The 16,569-nt window shown below is 54.4% G+C and carries 17 protein-coding genes; 10 read left to right on the top strand and 7 right to left on the bottom strand.

Features of this window, described 5'->3' with window-relative positions; genetic code table 11:
* The 3 genes from ACXJJC_RS08305 to ACXJJC_RS08295 form a co-directional block, all read left to right on the top strand.
* Positions 1 to 405 (top strand): TCP-1/cpn60 chaperonin family protein (locus ACXJJC_RS08305; RefSeq protein ID WP_456370927.1); only part of this gene is annotated, 405 nt, incomplete at its 5' end.
* Between the two features lie 37 nt (positions 406 to 442).
* A complete protein-coding gene (recJ, locus tag ACXJJC_RS08300) occupies positions 443 to 1,813 on the top strand; it encodes a RecJ family nuclease (protein ID WP_456370925.1) in 1,371 nt (456 codons plus the stop codon).
* 65 nt (positions 1,814 to 1,878) lie between these two features.
* Positions 1,879 to 2,067: a hypothetical protein gene (locus tag ACXJJC_RS08295; protein ID WP_456370923.1), complete on the top strand. Its 189-nt coding sequence runs from the start codon at positions 1,879 to 1,881 to the stop codon at positions 2,065 to 2,067.
* A gap of 68 nt (positions 2,068 to 2,135) precedes the next feature.
* Here the strand turns inward: ACXJJC_RS08295 and ACXJJC_RS08290 are convergent, their stop codons facing one another.
* On the bottom strand, positions 2,136 to 2,777 hold the full coding sequence (locus ACXJJC_RS08290) for a TrmB family transcriptional regulator (RefSeq protein ID WP_456370921.1): 642 nt from the start codon (positions 2,775 to 2,777) through the stop codon (positions 2,136 to 2,138).
* A 67-nt stretch (positions 2,778 to 2,844) separates the two neighbouring features.
* On the opposite strand from ACXJJC_RS08290, the gene ACXJJC_RS08285 reads away from it, so the two are divergent.
* The 3 genes from ACXJJC_RS08285 to ACXJJC_RS08275 are packed head-to-tail and all read left to right on the top strand — an operon-like array spanning position 2,845 to position 7,228.
* Entirely contained in the window at positions 2,845 to 4,641 is a 1,797-nt protein-coding gene (locus ACXJJC_RS08285; protein WP_456370919.1) for a COG1361 S-layer family protein, read from the top strand.
* Positions 4,638 to 6,830 carry a hydrophobe/amphiphile efflux-3 (HAE3) family transporter gene (locus ACXJJC_RS08280; protein WP_456370917.1) on the top strand — a complete coding sequence of 731 codons (2,193 nt, stop codon included), beginning with the start codon at positions 4,638 to 4,640 and terminating at the stop codon, positions 6,828 to 6,830. The genes ACXJJC_RS08285 and ACXJJC_RS08280 overlap by 4 nt, the downstream gene beginning before the upstream one ends.
* 14 nt (positions 6,831 to 6,844) lie before the next feature.
* Positions 6,845 to 7,228 (top strand): hotdog fold thioesterase, encoded by a 384-nt coding sequence (locus ACXJJC_RS08275; protein WP_456370915.1) that lies wholly within the window; start codon positions 6,845 to 6,847, stop codon positions 7,226 to 7,228.
* Positions 7,229 to 7,278: 50 nt separating this feature from the next.
* On the opposite strand, the gene ACXJJC_RS08270 is transcribed toward ACXJJC_RS08275, so the two are convergent.
* From ACXJJC_RS08270 to hypF, 5 genes are read right to left on the bottom strand one after another with little or no spacing between them, the layout of a single operon-like run.
* A complete protein-coding gene (locus tag ACXJJC_RS08270; RefSeq protein WP_456370914.1) occupies positions 7,279 to 8,040 on the bottom strand; it encodes a slipin family protein in 762 nt (253 codons plus the stop codon).
* Between the two features lie 21 nt (positions 8,041 to 8,061).
* Positions 8,062 to 8,769, bottom strand: a complete 708-nt coding sequence (locus ACXJJC_RS08265) for an isopentenyl phosphate kinase (protein WP_456370912.1) — start codon at positions 8,767 to 8,769, stop codon at positions 8,062 to 8,064.
* Positions 8,732 to 9,613 carry a mevalonate kinase gene (gene mvk, locus ACXJJC_RS08260; protein WP_456370911.1) on the bottom strand — a complete coding sequence of 294 codons (882 nt, stop codon included), beginning with the start codon at positions 9,611 to 9,613 and terminating at the stop codon, positions 8,732 to 8,734. The genes ACXJJC_RS08265 and mvk overlap by 38 nt, the downstream gene beginning before the upstream one ends.
* 37 nt (positions 9,614 to 9,650) lie before the next feature.
* On the bottom strand, positions 9,651 to 10,685 hold the full coding sequence (hypE, locus tag ACXJJC_RS08255; protein ID WP_456370909.1) for a hydrogenase expression/formation protein HypE: 1,035 nt from the start codon (positions 10,683 to 10,685) through the stop codon (positions 9,651 to 9,653).
* Positions 10,682 to 12,931 carry a carbamoyltransferase HypF gene (hypF, locus tag ACXJJC_RS08250; RefSeq protein WP_456370907.1) on the bottom strand — a complete coding sequence of 750 codons (2,250 nt, stop codon included), beginning with the start codon at positions 12,929 to 12,931 and terminating at the stop codon, positions 10,682 to 10,684. The genes hypE and hypF overlap by 4 nt, the downstream gene beginning before the upstream one ends.
* Positions 12,932 to 12,983: 52 nt before the next feature.
* Here hypF and hypA point away from each other — a divergent pair, with 52 nt between their 5' ends.
* From hypA to hypD, 4 genes are read left to right on the top strand one after another with little or no spacing between them, the layout of a single operon-like run.
* Positions 12,984 to 13,331 (top strand): hydrogenase maturation nickel metallochaperone HypA, encoded by a 348-nt coding sequence (hypA, locus tag ACXJJC_RS08245; RefSeq protein ID WP_456370905.1) that lies wholly within the window; start codon positions 12,984 to 12,986, stop codon positions 13,329 to 13,331.
* Positions 13,318 to 13,980 carry a hydrogenase nickel incorporation protein HypB gene (gene hypB / locus ACXJJC_RS08240; RefSeq protein ID WP_456370903.1) on the top strand — a complete coding sequence of 221 codons (663 nt, stop codon included), beginning with the start codon at positions 13,318 to 13,320 and terminating at the stop codon, positions 13,978 to 13,980. Before hypA ends, hypB begins: the two co-directional genes overlap by 14 nt.
* Positions 13,958 to 14,173 (top strand): HypC/HybG/HupF family hydrogenase formation chaperone, encoded by a 216-nt coding sequence (locus tag ACXJJC_RS08235; protein WP_456370901.1) that lies wholly within the window; start codon positions 13,958 to 13,960, stop codon positions 14,171 to 14,173. The genes hypB and ACXJJC_RS08235 overlap by 23 nt, the downstream gene beginning before the upstream one ends.
* Positions 14,149 to 15,210: a hydrogenase formation protein HypD gene (hypD, locus tag ACXJJC_RS08230; RefSeq protein ID WP_456370899.1), complete on the top strand. Its 1,062-nt coding sequence runs from the start codon at positions 14,149 to 14,151 to the stop codon at positions 15,208 to 15,210. The genes ACXJJC_RS08235 and hypD overlap by 25 nt, the downstream gene beginning before the upstream one ends.
* Here hypD and ACXJJC_RS08225 read toward each other — a convergent pair.
* The coding region (locus ACXJJC_RS08225; RefSeq protein ID WP_503421146.1) for a DEAD/DEAH box helicase family protein at positions 15,207 to 16,569 on the bottom strand (1,363 nt) is incomplete at its 5' end. The genes hypD and ACXJJC_RS08225 overlap by 4 nt on opposite strands.

The following is a 16,569-nucleotide window of genomic DNA, read 5'->3' as shown; positions in this document are numbered from 1 at the left end:
ATCGAGCTCTCCCTGAGGCTCAAGGAGTGGGCGCCGAGCCTTGGCGGTAGAGAGCAGCTCGCCGCAGAGGCTTTCGCTGCTGCGCTGGAGATAATACCCAAGACGCTCGCCGAGAACGCTGGTCTCGACCCGATTGACGTGCTTGTGGATCTCAAGGCCGAGCACGAGAAGGGCAACAGGTACGCTGGCGTTGATGTCGAGACCGGCAAGGTCGTGGACATGAAGGAAGCTGGAGTCCTCGAGCCGCTCAGGATCAAGACGCAGGCCATCGAGAGCGCGACAGAGGTTGCGGTCATGCTGCTCAGGATCGACGACGTCATTGCAGCGAAGGAACTCAGCAAGGGCAAGGAAGACGAGGGCGACGAAGGCGGCGACATGGGCGGAATGGGCGGCATGAGCTTCTGAGCAAAAAATTTAACTCTTTTTTCTCCACCATTTTTCTGTGAAAGAAATTCTCAGAAGGACTTCAGAACTCTCACAGGTTCTGAAAAGAGCCGACGAGGTTACGATAGTCACTCACATTGACGCAGACGGCATAACGTCAGGGGCGATAGCCTACAGGTGCTTGGAGAGAGCTGGCAAGGACGTTGACGACGTTGTATTTGTGAAGTCACTTGACGACGAGGCAATCGAGAAAATCGCCGACAGAAACACGTTTGTCTGGTTCACGGACCTCGGATCCGGGCAGGTTGAATCCATAGAGAGGGCAGGCATCGAATGCATAATCACAGACCATCACGTCCCGGAGACAATCACCGAAAACCAGCTCAATCCCCACATTTTTGGCTATGATGGCAGTCACGAGCTGAGCGGGGCAACGACCACCTATCTCCTGGCAAGAACTCTCGGTCTGAACTACGACCTCTCCGCGATAGCAATCGTGGGAGCGGTTGGAGACCTGCAGGACAGCAACCACGGAAGGCTCGTCGGGCTGAACAGAGAGATTGTGGACGAAGCTGTGAGGAGTGGATACGTTAAAGTGGTCAGAGACCTCAGGTTTTTCGGCAAGCAGACGAGGCCCGTTTACAAGATGCTCGAATACACGTTCGACCCGTACATTCCAGGAGTCAGCGGTAGCGAGAGGGGTGCGATAGAATTCCTCAGAGGCCTCGGCGTCAGGCTTAAGGACGGTGAAAGATGGCTCAGGTGGATCGACCTGACACCGGACGAAAAGAGGAGGGTCGTTTCGGAGATCGTCAGGATCCTCATCGACAGGGGTCTGTCGTTCAGCCAGATAATGAGGATCGTCGGAGACACGTACATCCTGCTGGAAGAGGAGGAGGGGAGCGAGCTCAGGGATGCGATGGAGTTCTCCACGCTGCTGAACGCGACGGCGAGGTATGGGGAAGAGAAGGTTGGGCTCCTCGTGTGCCTCGGGGACAGGGAGAATGCCCTGTCGAGAGCGAGGTCGCTGCTGCAGAGCCACAGGAGGAACCTGAGCGAGGGGTTGAAGCTGGTCGACGAGATCGGTATAGAGGAAATGCAGAACATACAGTACTTCCACGCAGGCAAGAAGATACTGGACACGATAGTCGGGATAGTCGCGGGCATGAGCTACTCATTCGCAAACAGGAACAAGCCGATAATAGCGTTTGCAGAGAACGAGGATGGTGTGAAGGTGTCAGCGAGGGCCACGAAGAGCCTCGTGGAGAGAGGGGTGCACTTGGCACAGGCGATCAGGGTTGCCGCCGAAAGGGTTGGCGGGAAAGGCGGGGGGCACAGCATAGCCGCAGGAGCGACGATTCCGAAGGGGAGTGAGGAGGAGTTTCTGAGGATACTGGACAGGATAATAGGCGAGCAGTTTTGCAGGTGAACAGAAAAATTCGAAAAAATTATTATGAAGGAATTCCCTTCAGAATACAGCTGAGGTGGTAAGAGATGGCAGAGAGAAAGAAGGAGAGAAATAGGGAGCATCACGAGAAGCTCTTCAAGGCATCTATGAGTCCGATAAGGAGGCAGATAGTTGCGGCAATAGGAATTCACGGCAAAAGCAGGGAGGAGCTGAAAAGCGAGCTCAACCTGACGGATTTTCAGCTCAAGTTCAACCTCGACTGGCTTATAAGATAGGGATTCGTTGTCGAGGAAGAGGGCAAGCTGAAGCTGACTGACGACGGAATAGAGCTGCTGGAAGCTGGTTAGATGTCAGCTTCCCCTTCACCCACTTTCTTTTTGAATGCCTCCACCATTTCCCTGTAGAATCCTGCAAACTCGCCCGAGCCGAGCATCACGTGCGGCTCACCGTTTCTCACGGTAAAGATCAGGACTTCCTGTCCTGAGAACGCTATCCCGTGGACGACCTCACTCTTTCCGGAGAGGAAGACCTTAACCCTGTCACCGTGCCTCTCCACCACCTTCTTCAGATACTCGTTGAGAGAGATCGCATACACCTCCACGCACGCAGAGTTCCTGAAAAACTCCTCGATGACCTGGTACGCCACGTCTCCCCTGTAAAACTCAACAACCTCCTTCCTGCTGTGCTTCTCCAGTTCCCTGAGTCCCTCGCTCAGAACCTGCATCTTTTCCCGGATTTTGAGTGAGAAAAGCTCGACCAGCCTCTCAGCAGACAGGGCCCTGAACTTCAGAGGCTTGCCGAAGGACTCCACGAACCCCTTGCTCTCGAGACTTCTCACAACCTCGTAGACGGAGGTTCTTGGCACCCCACTTTTCTCCGCGAGCTCAGAGGCCGACATCTCTCCCTCCATCACAAGGGCGAGCAGCACGCGGATCTCGTAGTCGGAAAACCTGAAGTCTCTCAGCACCTCCACTATCCGATCCATACCATCACCTCCTAATCCCGCAATATTTATATAACTTTTGTAGCTACCGCTACGACAGGTGGTCACCATGAGACGGGTTATTATGCTCCTGATTGCAGCAACCATGCTTATGGGAGTTTCGTCTGCGCTCAGCTACGAGGATAAACCCTACTTCACCGCATATATTGCTCAGAGCAACCACATTGACGCAGGGCAGGAGAGCACGGTTATTGTGGTGCTCCAGAACAGCGCGAGGCTCTGGAAGCAGAGCTACGACAGCATCGAGGAGTACAACATAATCTCAAAGAAACCAGAGATGCTGACAACGGCATACAACGTCTCGGTTAGATTTGAGAGTGACGGACTTAAAGTGAAAACTCCGGAGATGTTCTTTCCAGCACTACCAGCCTTCCAGCCTGTTCAGATCCCGGTGGTAATTGACGCGAGAGACGTCAGGGCTGGAGAGTACGAGCTGACGCTCAACATAAGTTACGAAGTTGTCGACGATGTCAGCATAATCTCTCAAACATCCGTCATACCTTTCCCCTCAAGAACAGTTTACTACTACAACCTGAGCATAAGTCCCACACTTCCAGTTTCAAAAGAGCAGATTCTGGATAACCAGACTCTTTACTACCTCGACTACCTGAAATTCACGTACGACGAAAAAGAGCAAACCATAAGACTGAAAATCGTCGTTGAAAAACCGGACGTTTTGCTCAACGTCACAGAGGTTCAGTCCGACCTGGTTGCAGGAGGAAAGGGGAAGATTACTGTGACGGTGAAAAACGACGGCCGGAGCAGGGCCGAGAATCTGTTCCTGATACTGACGACACCATCGGGATTCCGGGCAGAGGGACTGCAGCAGGTAAGCCTTGAAGATTACACAAAGGCTCTGCAGAGCATCGCATATCAAAACCCTCAGCTCTCGACGCTTGGACTGCAGGACGTCAGGCTCAGTCTGCCCCCGCAGCTCCAGGTGTTGATGTCACAGGGCACGGTTTACGTGGGAGAGCTTTCACCGGGAGATAACGTAACCGTGAGCTTCTCCGTTGACGTGAACACGGACGAGGGTGGGTACTACCCCTTCCAGATATACGGAGTTTACACGCTTAACGGAGAGGTGAAGCAAACCCCTGCCAGGGCGTTTGGCGTGAGTGTGAGAGATAAGCCAGAAATCAATGTGATAGGCGTCAATTCGAGTGTTTACGCTGGAAGCAAGGGCGATGTCGAGATCAGGATAAACGCCAGCGAGATTCTGCATTCCCTCAGGGCGAGGCTTGAGACTAAGCCACCCCTGACGGCACTGTCCGAGGAGTACTTCGCCGGAGATGTGAGCAGCGCGGTGCTGAGGTTCAGGGTGAAGGCGAGTGGAGATGCCGAGAACACTGTCTATCCGGCAAAGCTGAAGATATACTACGACGTGAACGGGAAGGAAGTGGAGGAGAGCTTTGACATCGGCATAAAGGTCGGCAAGAAGATAAGATTCGAGGTCATAGGGAAGGGAGAGATTCCCGCGGGAGATGAGAGGGTAATCACAGTCAGGATCAAAAACGCCGGTGAGGTCAGCATAAAGGACGCCACCGCCAGGATCACCGTCGTGGATCCGTTCTCAACCACCGACGACTCATCATACATAGGTGAGCTCAGGCCCAGAGAGGAGAAGGAGGTCTCATTCAGGATAAAGGCGGACAGAGACGCTACTCCAAAGAGCTACGCACTTAACCTCGAGATCAAGTACAGAGACTTTAACGGAGAATGGGTTATCAGCGACCCGGTGAAGCTCCCAATTGACGTCACGGAGAGTCAGAAAACGATACCCTCCGCCGGAGTCGTGCTGGCTGCAGTTTCGATCCTTCTCGCAGCATACTGGATGAGAAGATGAGGGCGTTCGACCTCATTTCTTCTTTTGTAGTCAGAGGTAGGTACGCCATAATTATCGCAGTCGTAATTGCGTTCCTCCTCGCGGGCTACAACACCCAGAACATCCAGATGAACCAGGGATACGAAACGTACTTCAGCAAGGACTACAAGGAGTACCAGCAGTACACCCTGTTCTCGAAAAAGTTCGGTGGGAGTGTTGCGAGCATATACGTCTTCATCAAAGGAGATGATGTCGTCAACTACGAAACCTTCGAATACGCACTGAAGCTCGGAAGGGAGATTTCCAAGGTGGACGGAATAGGCAGGGTGAAGTCGCCAGCCCACACGGTGGTGAACATACTCGGGTACCTCCCGTCCGACGAGAACGTGCTCAAACAGCTCGCCTACGAGTACGGAGGGTACTACATACCCAAAAAGTCCCTGATGCTGATGGAGTTCGAGGTCACGGCCGACGAGAGCAGGTACGAGCACATAGCAATGGAGGTGGAGAAGAGGATCGAGCAGCTCACGCCACCCCCGGGAGTTGTGGTCGAGGCCACCGGCAACCCCATGATAAGGTACCAGATAGACCAGAGCATCGGAGAGAGCATGAGGCTGATGGGTGGAGTTGCAGTAATCCTGATGGTCATAACGCTCGCGGTGGTTTTCAGAGGTGTCGTCGAGCAGAAGAGGTACCTCTTCCTCCCCCTGCTGATCTCGATCCTGACGGCAACGATCGCATTTGGGCTGATGCCGCTGCTCGGAATTCCGCTGACAGAGGTCACGAACGGGATTGCGCCGATACTCATAGGGCTCAGCATAGAGTACGCGGCCCAGTTCATGGGAAGGTACGAGGAGGAGAGGAGAAAGGGCGTCGGCGTTGTTCAGGCGTCAGTAACGTCAATAAAGAGCGTTGGTCTCGCGCTATCCCTTGCGATGATAACCACGGTGATAGGTTTTCTCTCGATGGTGTTCTCCGGCGTGCCTGCACTCGGGTGGTTCGGGATAGTCTCGGCCATCGGACTGGTCATAGCGTACCTGCTGAGCATAACACTGCTACCGGCAATAATGCTTACGACAGACAGAAAGGAGAGAAAGGAACGAGAGGAAGGAAAGATTTCGCTAACGGAAAGAGTTCTCGACGCTGCCTCGCTGCTCTCGGCCAGGCACTACAGGACCGTGCTCCTGGCAACCCTCATCATAACCTCGGCCAGCTACTTCGGATACAGCAAGGTTCCACTTCAAACAGACTTCATGAAGTACGTCCCCCAGGACCTGCCTGCGATGAGGAAGTTCAACGAGCTGCAGAGCCTCGTAGGGAGTCAGGACAGGATAATCGCGGTGTTCCAGATAGACTCCTTCGAGCCAGAAACAGTAAAGAGGTTCGAGGACCTCGCGAACTACGTCCTCGGCTCGGAGCAGAGCATAATCGACTACTCGTCTCTCGGCAAGATACTGAAGATGCAGTTCGGTGGAATCCCCGACAGCGATTACCAGCTTGAAAAGGACCTCGACAGGCTTGGTGAGGACAGGGTGGGCAGATACGTTTCCGGATCGAGCTACGCCATATACTTCACCGTCGCACCAATGGACTGGCTCGAGTTCAAGGACCTCTACGAAAGGGTGAAGAGGGAGATAAAGTTCTACGGAAGTGACAGCCAGTTCTTCCTGACGGGAGATGTGGTGCTGAAGATGTTCGTCGCTGACCTCATCGTCAACGGGCAGAACAGGATGACGCTCGCAAGCTTCGCCCTCGTTTTCGTCCTGCTGCTCTTCGTGTACAGAAGCCCCAAAAAAGCGATAGTGCCAATAATACCCATAACGGTCGTGATTCTCGTCAACGGAGGGCTGATGTACCTCCTCGGATACTCGAGGACCCTCGTGACTGCAAGCCTCAACTCCCTGACCATAGGTCTCGGAATCGACTTCTCTATACACGTCATGGAGAGGTACTTTGAGGAGAGGAGGAGGGGGCATGCTCCGGAAAAAGCCGTAGAGATCACGGTGACCAACATCGGAAAGCCCATACTCACCTCAGGGCTCACCATGGCAGGGGGCTTTGCGGCGATGCTCGTCTCGCCGTTCCCCATAATGTCCGACTTCGGTGTGGTCAGCCTCATGGCGATACTCCTCAGCCTCACCGCAGCGCTCACGGTGGTGCCGGCGTTCCTCGTTTTCACAGACAACATGAAAAAGAAAATATCTGAGTAAAACTCAGTCAAATCATGGAGGTCAGAACGCACCGGCTTGCAGACAGGGAACTGGTCGGAGAGGTAGTTGAGCTGGAGGAGAGTTACGCGAAGGTCACACTCAGAACCACGGAGAGAATGGCTGTTGACGAGCTGGGACTCGTGCACGGGGGATTCACTTTTGGTGCAGCAGATTACGCGGCGATGCTTGCAGTCAATCACCCCAACGTGGTGCTTTACAGAGCAGACGTGAGGTTCACGAACCCTGTGAGGGCGGGCGAAACCGTCACGGCAGAGGGAAGGGTGGTCGAAAATCAGGGGAGGAAGTACAGGGTCGAGGTGAAGGCAACAACCAACAGGGTCGTGCTGGAGGGCGTCATGTACTGCTACGTTCCCGAAAAACACGTGCTGGAGGAATAACGCCGGAATTCCTTCAATTTTTTTTGGCTGCGATAAAAAATGTGGGAGGATCACTCCTCCCCGTCCCGGTTACTCCTGGAGAAGTACTCGAGGATCTCCATGGGTACAGGGAAGATGACTGTGGTGTTCTGCGTGTTTGAGACCTCGCTCATGGTCTGGAGTATCCTGAGCATGAGCGCGTTTCTGCTCTGCGCGAGTATTTCCGCCGCTTCCTTCAGCTTCATTGCCGCCTGGTACTCACCGTCTGCCCTTATAACCTTGGCTCTCCTCTCCCTCTCCGCCTCAGCCTGCATCGCCATTGCCCGCTGCATCTCCTTTGGTAGCTCAACGTCCTTTATCTCCACTGCAGAGACCTTTATTCCCCAGGGGTTCGTGGCCTCATCTATGATCTCCTGAAGCCTCACGTTCAGCTTGTCCCTTTCGGAAAGGAGCTCATCCAGATCTGCCTGACCTATGACGCTCCTCAGAGTTGTCTGGGCGATTTGAGCAGTAGCGAACCTGAAGTCGAAGACCTCGGTTACAGCCTTTTCTGGATCCACAACCCTGTAGTAGACAACCGCGTTAACCCTCACCGTCACATTGTCCCTCGTCACGACTTCCTGCGAGGGAACGTCGTAGGTTACAGTTCTTAGATCGACGACCTGCATGTTTTCAAGCAGGGGTATGACGAAGAACAGTCCAGGTCCCCTCGCACCCACAAGCCTTCCGAGCCTGAAGATAACTCCCCTCTCGTACTCCTTGACTATCTTCAGCCCCGAGATCAGGAACAGCAGAACTACGGCCACTAATCCAATCACAATCTCGTTTACCATGTTAAAGAGGTGATTTAGATGTTAAAAAACCTTTGCCACCTTCGTGCCAACATGCTCTCCGGAGAGAAACCTCCTTATCACCCCTTCCTCCGAGCCGTCGAACACGTAAACGTCACAGAACCTCGCAATTCTGAGAATTTCCTCGAGTTTGCCCTTCATACCGCCGGTAACGTCCTCCTTGCCACTCGCAGACCTCACCGCGCTGCGAACCTTTTCGATGTTGCTGCTGTCCACAACCCTTATCGCTTTCCCGTCCACCACTATCGCAGTGTCGGTGGCAAATCCCACTGCGTCTGGCTTTAGATTCTCTGCCAGAACTCTCACGACCTCGTCTCCACTCATAACCCTGAACTTTCCGTTTTCATAGACCACATCTCCGTGCATCACCGGGACAAAGCCCTCGTCGAGCAGAGTCCTCAGAAAGTCGAAGTCGGGATTCAGGAAGAACTCCATGGGGTGCACGGGAACGGGATTTTTACCGGCCCTTATCAGGCTATCGCAGACCATGGAATTGAGTCTAAGGCAGGCGTGGTGGGTTCTCGAAACCCCCTCGGGAGTTAGACCGTACCTCCTCACGTGAGGGTGTCCGAAGCTCCCGACTCCGTGGACGAGTACGATCTCGCCGTGAATCTGGGCAGATACGAACTCGATCATGTCCTCCCTTGCCACCTCGAACGCATCCACAGACTTGTCAGTTATCAGCGCTCCACCAATTTTCAGAATCTTCAACCCTTACCCCCTCCGCAGAAAGGCCAATCTTCATCCCACCACTTCCGGTTGCGAGGATAAAGCCGCCGCCACCTGCACCCGTTATCTTGGCGGAAAATCCAGCTTCCTCCACCTCCGCCACGATTCTGTCTATTTCCGGCGTGCTAACGCCGATGGCCCTCAGCAGACTCTGATTAATCCTGAAAAGCCTCGAAACCTCCTCAATGTCGTTCTCCTCAAGCGCCCTCGCCCCCCTTACCGCTATCGCGTCCATCGCCTCGAGAACCCGATCGATCACGTCCGGATACTTTTCCTTCAGCCCCCTCACCTTCCTCACCATATCCGACGTGATTGAGGTCTGCCCGCTGTCGATGACGAAGAACTCGAGATCCGTGTGAAATCGCCTTCTCTCAGGCATCACCCAGCTCCCGCCGAAGGTTGATACGAACGGATCGGTACCACTCCCTATGCCCTGAACGTCAAGCTCGACCTTCCTGGCGAGGTCGAAGACTCCCTCTCTATCCAGCCCAGCCTCAAACTCGGCGTTGAGAGCTTCGATGGTCGCCACCGTGACTGCCGCGGAACTCCCCAGACCGCTTGCAGGAGGAATTTCGCTCCTAACCTCGATGCTTACTCCATCAAACCTGCACAGGTCGGAGAACCTTCTGATCGCGTGAGAGATGTAGGCGTGCCTTCCAGAAAAGTCGTAACCGGTCACTCCGAAGGAGGAGGAGATCCTCACACCTCTCGACTTCTCGGCCCTCACGTAACACCTGAGGTTTATTGCCGACACAACGGCGTGCTTGCCGTAAACGACCGAGTGCTCTCCGAAGACAATCACCTTGCCGGGGGCAGATGCTATCATCGCCATGACTCATGACCGGGAGGATAAAAAATTACTGTCAGCAGACCCTCGGTATCGGATCGACGGTTGGCCATGGGAGTACCTTGGTCGTGCCGATCCTCGTCTTCACAACCACTTCGCTGAACTCCCCTGTAGCGTAGCCGATTATCTCGGCGTTCCTGTCGAACTTCCTGAGGACCCTGAGCACATCCTCCGCAAGCTCGCCCTCCACGCCCATGACCACCTTACCCTCGTTCGCCATCGAGTAGGGGTCAAGGCCGAGCGCATCACAAACCCCCCTCACGTCCTCTCTGATGGGGATGCGTTCCTCCTCCACGAGTATTCCGACCCCGCTCTTCTCCGCAATCTCGTTCAACGCCTCGGCTATACCCCCCCTCGTTGGGTCCTTCATCGCGGATATCCCTCCAACCTCTTCCATCGCAGACCTGACAGCAAACCATACCGGCCGGACGTCGCTCTCCACATCGACATCAAAGCCCAAGTCCTCCCTCTCGAGCAGCATCGCGAGACCGTGCTCGGCTATGTTTCCGCTGACTATTACAGCGTCTCCTTCCCTCAGCCCCCTGTCCCTGATCCACCTGTACGGGTACTCCCTGTACTCCCTCAGAACCTCGAGATTTTTCTCGAGGGCGTCGTTCCTCACTCCTATCCCAGTGGTGTTGATGAAAATGCCCGCGTTCATCTCCACTACTTTCGTATCTCCAGTTATAACCCTGAGCCCGATCTCCTCCACCCAGTGACTGACGTCGCTCATTATCCTCTCGAACACCTCATCATCGAATCCCTCCTGGATTATCAGGGCGAGGGACATGAACGCGGGCTCTGCACCCATCACGGCCAGATCGTTTGACGTTCCGCACACCGCGAGGCTGCCTATGCTCCCCCCCCTGAACACGGGCGGGTGTGCTGTGTAGCTGTCCGTGGTGAGGAGGTAGTTATCGTCAAAATCAGCGGAATCCTCCATTTCGGAGAGGGAAATCTCCCCTACCCTCGCATCGAGCCTGGAAAACACCCTCTTTTTGAGGAACTCGGTCATGTACTTTCCTCCGGCACCATCCTCCCTCCTGATCATTCCATCACCTCCAGATATTTGAGAGCGTAAACCTGCCCGAGGGAAATCCCGTTGTCTCCGGCTGGGACGAGCTCGTTCGTCACGTAGTCCACACGACTGGAAAGAGACCGAGAGAAGTGACTGTTAAACGCCACACCCCCACTCAGAACCACAGGCAGGTCGTATCCCCCAACCACCTCCGCGGAGCACATCGCGAGGTAGTCTATCAGCCTCCAGGCTATCCTGCCCCTGTCTTCTCCCGCGAGGTACCTTCTGAGGGAGTCGGCGAAAACGTGACCATATTCGATCACCATCACGTGTCCCTTCCCCTCCTCCCTCCCATCGAACGTGAACCTGCTCGGCTCGAATCTGTCAGCCATCTCGCACTCATACACCTGATCTGCCTTCCTCGCCACGCCCTCAACCTTCATCGCTGGCTCTCCCTCGTACGTTCTCTCAAAGCACACCTCCAGCATAGCCGAGATCGCATCCATGTACCTTCCGGCTGAAGATGCGAGAGAGACGCCTATGTTCTTCCTGTACTGGGTTTCGAGGATCTCGAAGCTCTCATTCTCCCGCAGGTATGGAGAATACCTTTCGAGGAGCTCCCAGCTACCCTCGTGAGAGTAGATTATCGAAAAAAGTATCCTCAGAGGATAATTCGTCGCGAGATCCCCGCCAAGGAGCTTCACCCTCTCCATCCTCGCCACCCGCTCAAACGTGCGCTCTTTGAGATTAACGTGCAGAACCTCTCCACCCCAGATTGTTCCGTCTGCACCGTATCCGGCCCCGTCAACCGTGATTGCGATTGCCTCGTCGATCTTCCTCTCTGCCATTACCGACAGGGCGTGAGCGAGGTGGTGCTGCACCGCCACCCTCTCCACACCGAGCCTCTCCGAGAGCTCCTCAGCATATCTGGACGTGTTGTAAAGGGGGTGCAGGTCGTGAACCACGTACCCTGGTTTCACCTCGAGGTACCTCATCCAGAAGTCAACTGCTCTCTTGAAGAACTCGTTGAATGTCCTGAAGTTAGACGTGTTGCCGATGTACTGAGAGGGTATGACCTTACCGTCCCTGAGCAGCGTTATTGAGTTGTACAGCTCAGCACCGAGGGCTATCGCCTGGCCATCTACGTCAACTCTCACGGGCACCGGCACGAAACCCCGTGACCGTCTTATGATCATCCTCTTTCCGTTGACGACCTTGACGACAGAGTCGTCGACCCTGTTGTGTATCCTCATGTTGTGGTGAAGGATCGCGTCACAATCCACCTCAGGCCACTCTGTGGCCATTGGCTCTCCCGGAAGGTTGGCCGAGGTCATGACGAGCGCGTCTGACTCGAGAAATGAGAACAGGATTATGTGCAGCGCTGTGTACGGGAGCATGATACCAACTGTGTCGAGGTGCGGGGCCACCTGAAAGAGCTCAGCCCTCTTCTTCAGCACAACGATCGGCCTGACGTAGCTCTCCAGCTCCTCCCTCTCGATCCCTCCAACTTCAGCGTACCTTTCAGCGGCCTCGATGTCCCTCACCATAACCGCGAAAGGCTGCTGAGGTCTCCTGAGAAGCATCCTCAGCCTCTCCACAACCCCGTCGTCAGTCAGACATGCTATGTGGTATCCTCCAATGCCCTTGATAGCGACGATGCCACCTGAGTCGAGAACTTCCGCCGCGCGCCTTATCGCGTCGACACCGGTGAGGTTAAAAGGGTGAAGCTCGTATTTGGGCCCGCATTTCGGGCATGCTATCGACTGGGCGTAGTACCTCCTGTCTTCCGGATCCTCGTACTCTCTCCTGCAGTCTTCGCAGAGCGGGAAGTCTACCATGGTTGTGTTTTCCCTGTCAAAAGGAAGCCTGAACGAAACGCTGAACCTCTGCCCGCAGTCGGTGCATGTCGTGAACGGATACATGTACCTCCTGTTCCCGGGATCGAACACCTCCTCAGAGCACCTCTCACAAACCGCGAAGTCCGGAGGAGGTAGAGAGAAGAGCCCGGATTTGCCTCCACTCCTCACAATTACGAAGTCGCTGAATCCTTCAGAGACTGGTAGTCTCTCAACCACAGCACTCTCGATGACAGCCATCTTGGGCTTTCTAAGCTTCATGGCCTCCAGAAATCTGTCAGGGTCCCTGTCGATGACAATTTCAACCGTTCCGTCACCAACGTTCTTCACGTACCCTTTGAGGCCCATGGACCTGGCCAGCCGGTAAACGAAGGGTCGAAAGCCGACTCCCTGGACCCTTCCGGTCACGGTGATGCGGTACACAATCACCGAGCACAAAAGGGTTATATTACTCTTATTCATCCATGTGCTGAAGATGCACGAGATGAGTTACGCAGAGGCGATACTGGAGAATGTCCTGAAAATAGCCGAGAGAAACGGGGCCAGAGAGGTGAAGAAGGTTCACCTGGTTATAGGCGAGCTTCTCCTGATCAACCCGGAACAGCTCAGGTTCTGTCTGAGCGCGATAAGCAGGGACACACCAATGGAGAACGCCGAAATAGAGATAGAGTTCTCAAAAGCCAGCATAAGGTGCATAAAGTGCGGAAGGAGTTACGACTCACCACTTGGAGTGTGTGAGTGCGGGGGTTTCGTCAGCGTTGATGGTGGGAAGGAAATGATTCTCAAGAGTCTCGTTATGGAGGTGGAGGATGCACAGGATTGAGGTTGACGCGGAGGTAGACCTCCTGAGCGAAAACAAGAGGCTTGCGAGAGAGAACAGAGAGTTTCTGAAAAGGCATGGAATAAAGGCCGTGAACGTCATGGGTGCGATAGGTTCGGGGAAGACCCTGCTCATCGAGAGAACCGTGGAGGAAATGAAGGACGTCAGGATAGGAGTCATCCTCGGAGACGTTGTCTGCAGGGCTGACTACGACAGGGTTGCCAGGCACGACGTGAGGGCGGAGGCGATTAACACCGGCAAGGAGTGCCACCTCGACGCCCACCTCATTCACCACAGCATTCAGAAGTTCAGGGACGTTGACCTGATTCTGATCGAGAATGTGGGCAATCTCATCTGCCCGGTCGATTTTGATCTCGGCGAGGATTACAGGGTGGTCATGGTCAGCGTTACAGAGGGTGACGACGTGATTGAGAAGCACCCTGAGATCTTCAGGCTCGCAGACGTGATAATAATAAACAAGGTTGCCCTCGCGGAGTTCGTGGAGGCCGATGTAGAGAAGATGGTGAGAGACGCGAGGAAGCTGAATCCTGAGGCGAGGATAATAAGGATGGACCTGAAGAAGGGAATTGGATTTGACGAGTGGATCGAATTTCTGAGAGGTGTTCTGAATGTGTCTGGCAATTCCGGCTGAGATTGTTGACGTTGACTGGCCATACGCAGTTGTAGACCTTAAGGGTGCTCGGAGAAAGGTTAGAATTGACCTGCTCGATGACGTCAAACCGGGAGATTACGTGCTCATACACGTCGGGCTGGCGATACAGAAGGTGAGCAGGAAAGAGGTAGAGGAGATTGAAAGCCTATGGCAGAAAATATTGGAAGAGTAGTCAAAAAAATTGAGGAGATCAGCGAGGGAAGAGATGTAACGCTGATGCACCTGTGCGGAACTCACGAGGACACGATCTCTAAGTACAACCTGAGGAGCGTCATTCCATCGAACGTCAGATTGCTTGCAGGTCCGGGATGTCCTGTCTGCATAATCCCCGACACCGACCTGCAGAAGATCTTTCACCTTATTGAGAAGAGGGACGTGATTCTGACCACATTCGGGGACATGGCCAGAGTACCTTTTGAGGACAGGAGCCTCTTCTACTACAGGAGCAGAGGAAAGGACGTCAGGGTGGTTTACAGCGTGTTTGATGCTGTGGAGATTGCCGAAAAAACTGACAAAGACGTGGTCTTTTTCGGGATAGGGTTTGAAACCACGATGCCTTCCATCGCCGTTGCGGTGAAGGACTCGCCCGAGAACTTTTACGTGTACTCTGCCCACAGATACTTCATTCCAGCAATGGAGGCCATCATTCAGGGGGAGCTGAAGATAGACGGCTTCATCTGCCCGGGACACGTTTCGACCATAGTGGGTGTGAAGGCGTATGAGAGGTTCCTGAAATACGGCATTCCCATGGCCATCGCCGGTTTTGAGCCGCACGACGTGTTGCTTGCAGTCTACATGCTCGTCAAGGCCATAAACGAGGGCAAACCCTGGATATACAACGAGTACACCAGGGCCGTCAGGTACGAGGGGAACGTGAACGCGCAGAGAGTTATGGAGGAGGTCTTCGAAGCCAGCAATGGAGAGTGGAGGGGGCTGGGAACCATACCGGAAACAGGGGCGAGGATAAGAAAGGAGTTCGAGCACAAAGACGCTGAAAAGGTTTTCGAGGACGTGTTCGAGGACTTCACTCCGAAGGAGGACAGGAGAAAGAGGCACTGCAGGTGCGGGGAGGTGCTGAAGGGCCTGATAACTCCAGAAGACTGCAGGCTGTTCATGACGGCATGCACCCCCAGGAACCCGATAGGGCCGTGCATGGTGAGCTTCGAGGGCACATGCGCCATCTGGGCCAAGTACGGGGTGAAGAGTTAGGACTGGGCTGACAGGTAGCTCAGAATTTTCTGGTGCAGCTCTCTCAAAACCTTCCTTCTGTCCTCCATCAGCACAACGTCCTCGTCCCCCATCACGTAGAGGTTCAGCCCGAACGGGCTCGGGTACGGAACCCTCGTCACCTCGAACTCGACCCCCCTCCCCACGCTCGAAACGAATTCAATCGCATTCGAGATGTCCATCGCGTCCTCCATTATTTCCCTGAATGTTTCCCTTATCACCGGAAATTCCCTTCCGAAGTTCTTCAGCAGGAGCTTGAGCAGCGTATCCGCACTCAGCTGCTGCCTCCACACGCTCTTCTCCCTTCCGAGATAGTTCCGGAGTATCATGAAACTCCTGACCGCGACGTGCCTGAACCTCCTCCTGAGAATCTCGGTTTTCACGAGAGACTCGATCAGGTCGTCGCGAAAGCTGGCAGCGTCAAAAAGCGATTCGACCTCGTCCACATTCAGCGTCCTGTTCTTCGGCAGCACGAGAACGAAGCCGTTGTCGTTTACCGTGAACTGAACGTTGCACCTCTTCATCCTGCCGGCTCTGTAGGCAAAGACTCTCGCTATCGCATTGTTTGCCCTCCTTCCGACGAGTGTGTGGAAGAAGTAGTAGTTCCTGTCCTCCTCCAGCACCTCAACGACCAGCCTTTCGGAGTGGGGGATCGCGCTGAACCTCCTCTGTTCGTCGAAGTACTCGACTATTGACTCAGCCGCGTTTCTGTCTATTGGAAACTCCGTCATAAGCCACTCGAGTGCCGAACCATCTTCCAGCCTCCTTTCCATCTCTCTCCTGAACTCCTGCACCCTCAGCGCGAGATCGTAGCTCAGAGGAAGCTGCTCTGAGAACCAGCTCGGAACCGTTGGCTTCTCATCCCTTACTTCCTCAACGACGATTTTCATTCCTCTCGATCTGACGAACCTGTACGTCCTCCCAGCGAGCACGAAGATGTCTCCCCTCACGAGCCTCTCCGCAAACTCCTCCTCGACCTTCCCCACCATCCTCCCATCCTTTGTGACTACAGAGATCGCCACCTCGTCCGGAATCGTGCCGGTGTTCAGGTAGTATATTGGCCTTACCATCTTTCCCCTTCTGCCGAACTCCATCGACTCCTCATCGAACCAGATTTTTCCGTAAACCCTCTTCTCCTCCAGCTCGGAGTACATTCCAGCGAGGTACCTCAGAACCGACAGGAACTCGTCTTCAGTCAGATTCCTGTAGGGGTACGATCTCCTGATCAGTTTGAGGGCCTCATCCACCTTCCACCTTCTTTCAATGGCCATCCCGACCACGTGCTGACACAGCACGTCGAGGGGCTTTTCGGGAATGTGGATTCTGTCGAGCCTCCTCATC

The sequence above is a fragment of the Geoglobus sp. genome, from assembly GCF_054018175.1.
The sequence above is the reverse complement of the archived record's forward strand: the minus strand, read 5'-3'. Positions and strand labels throughout refer to the sequence as shown.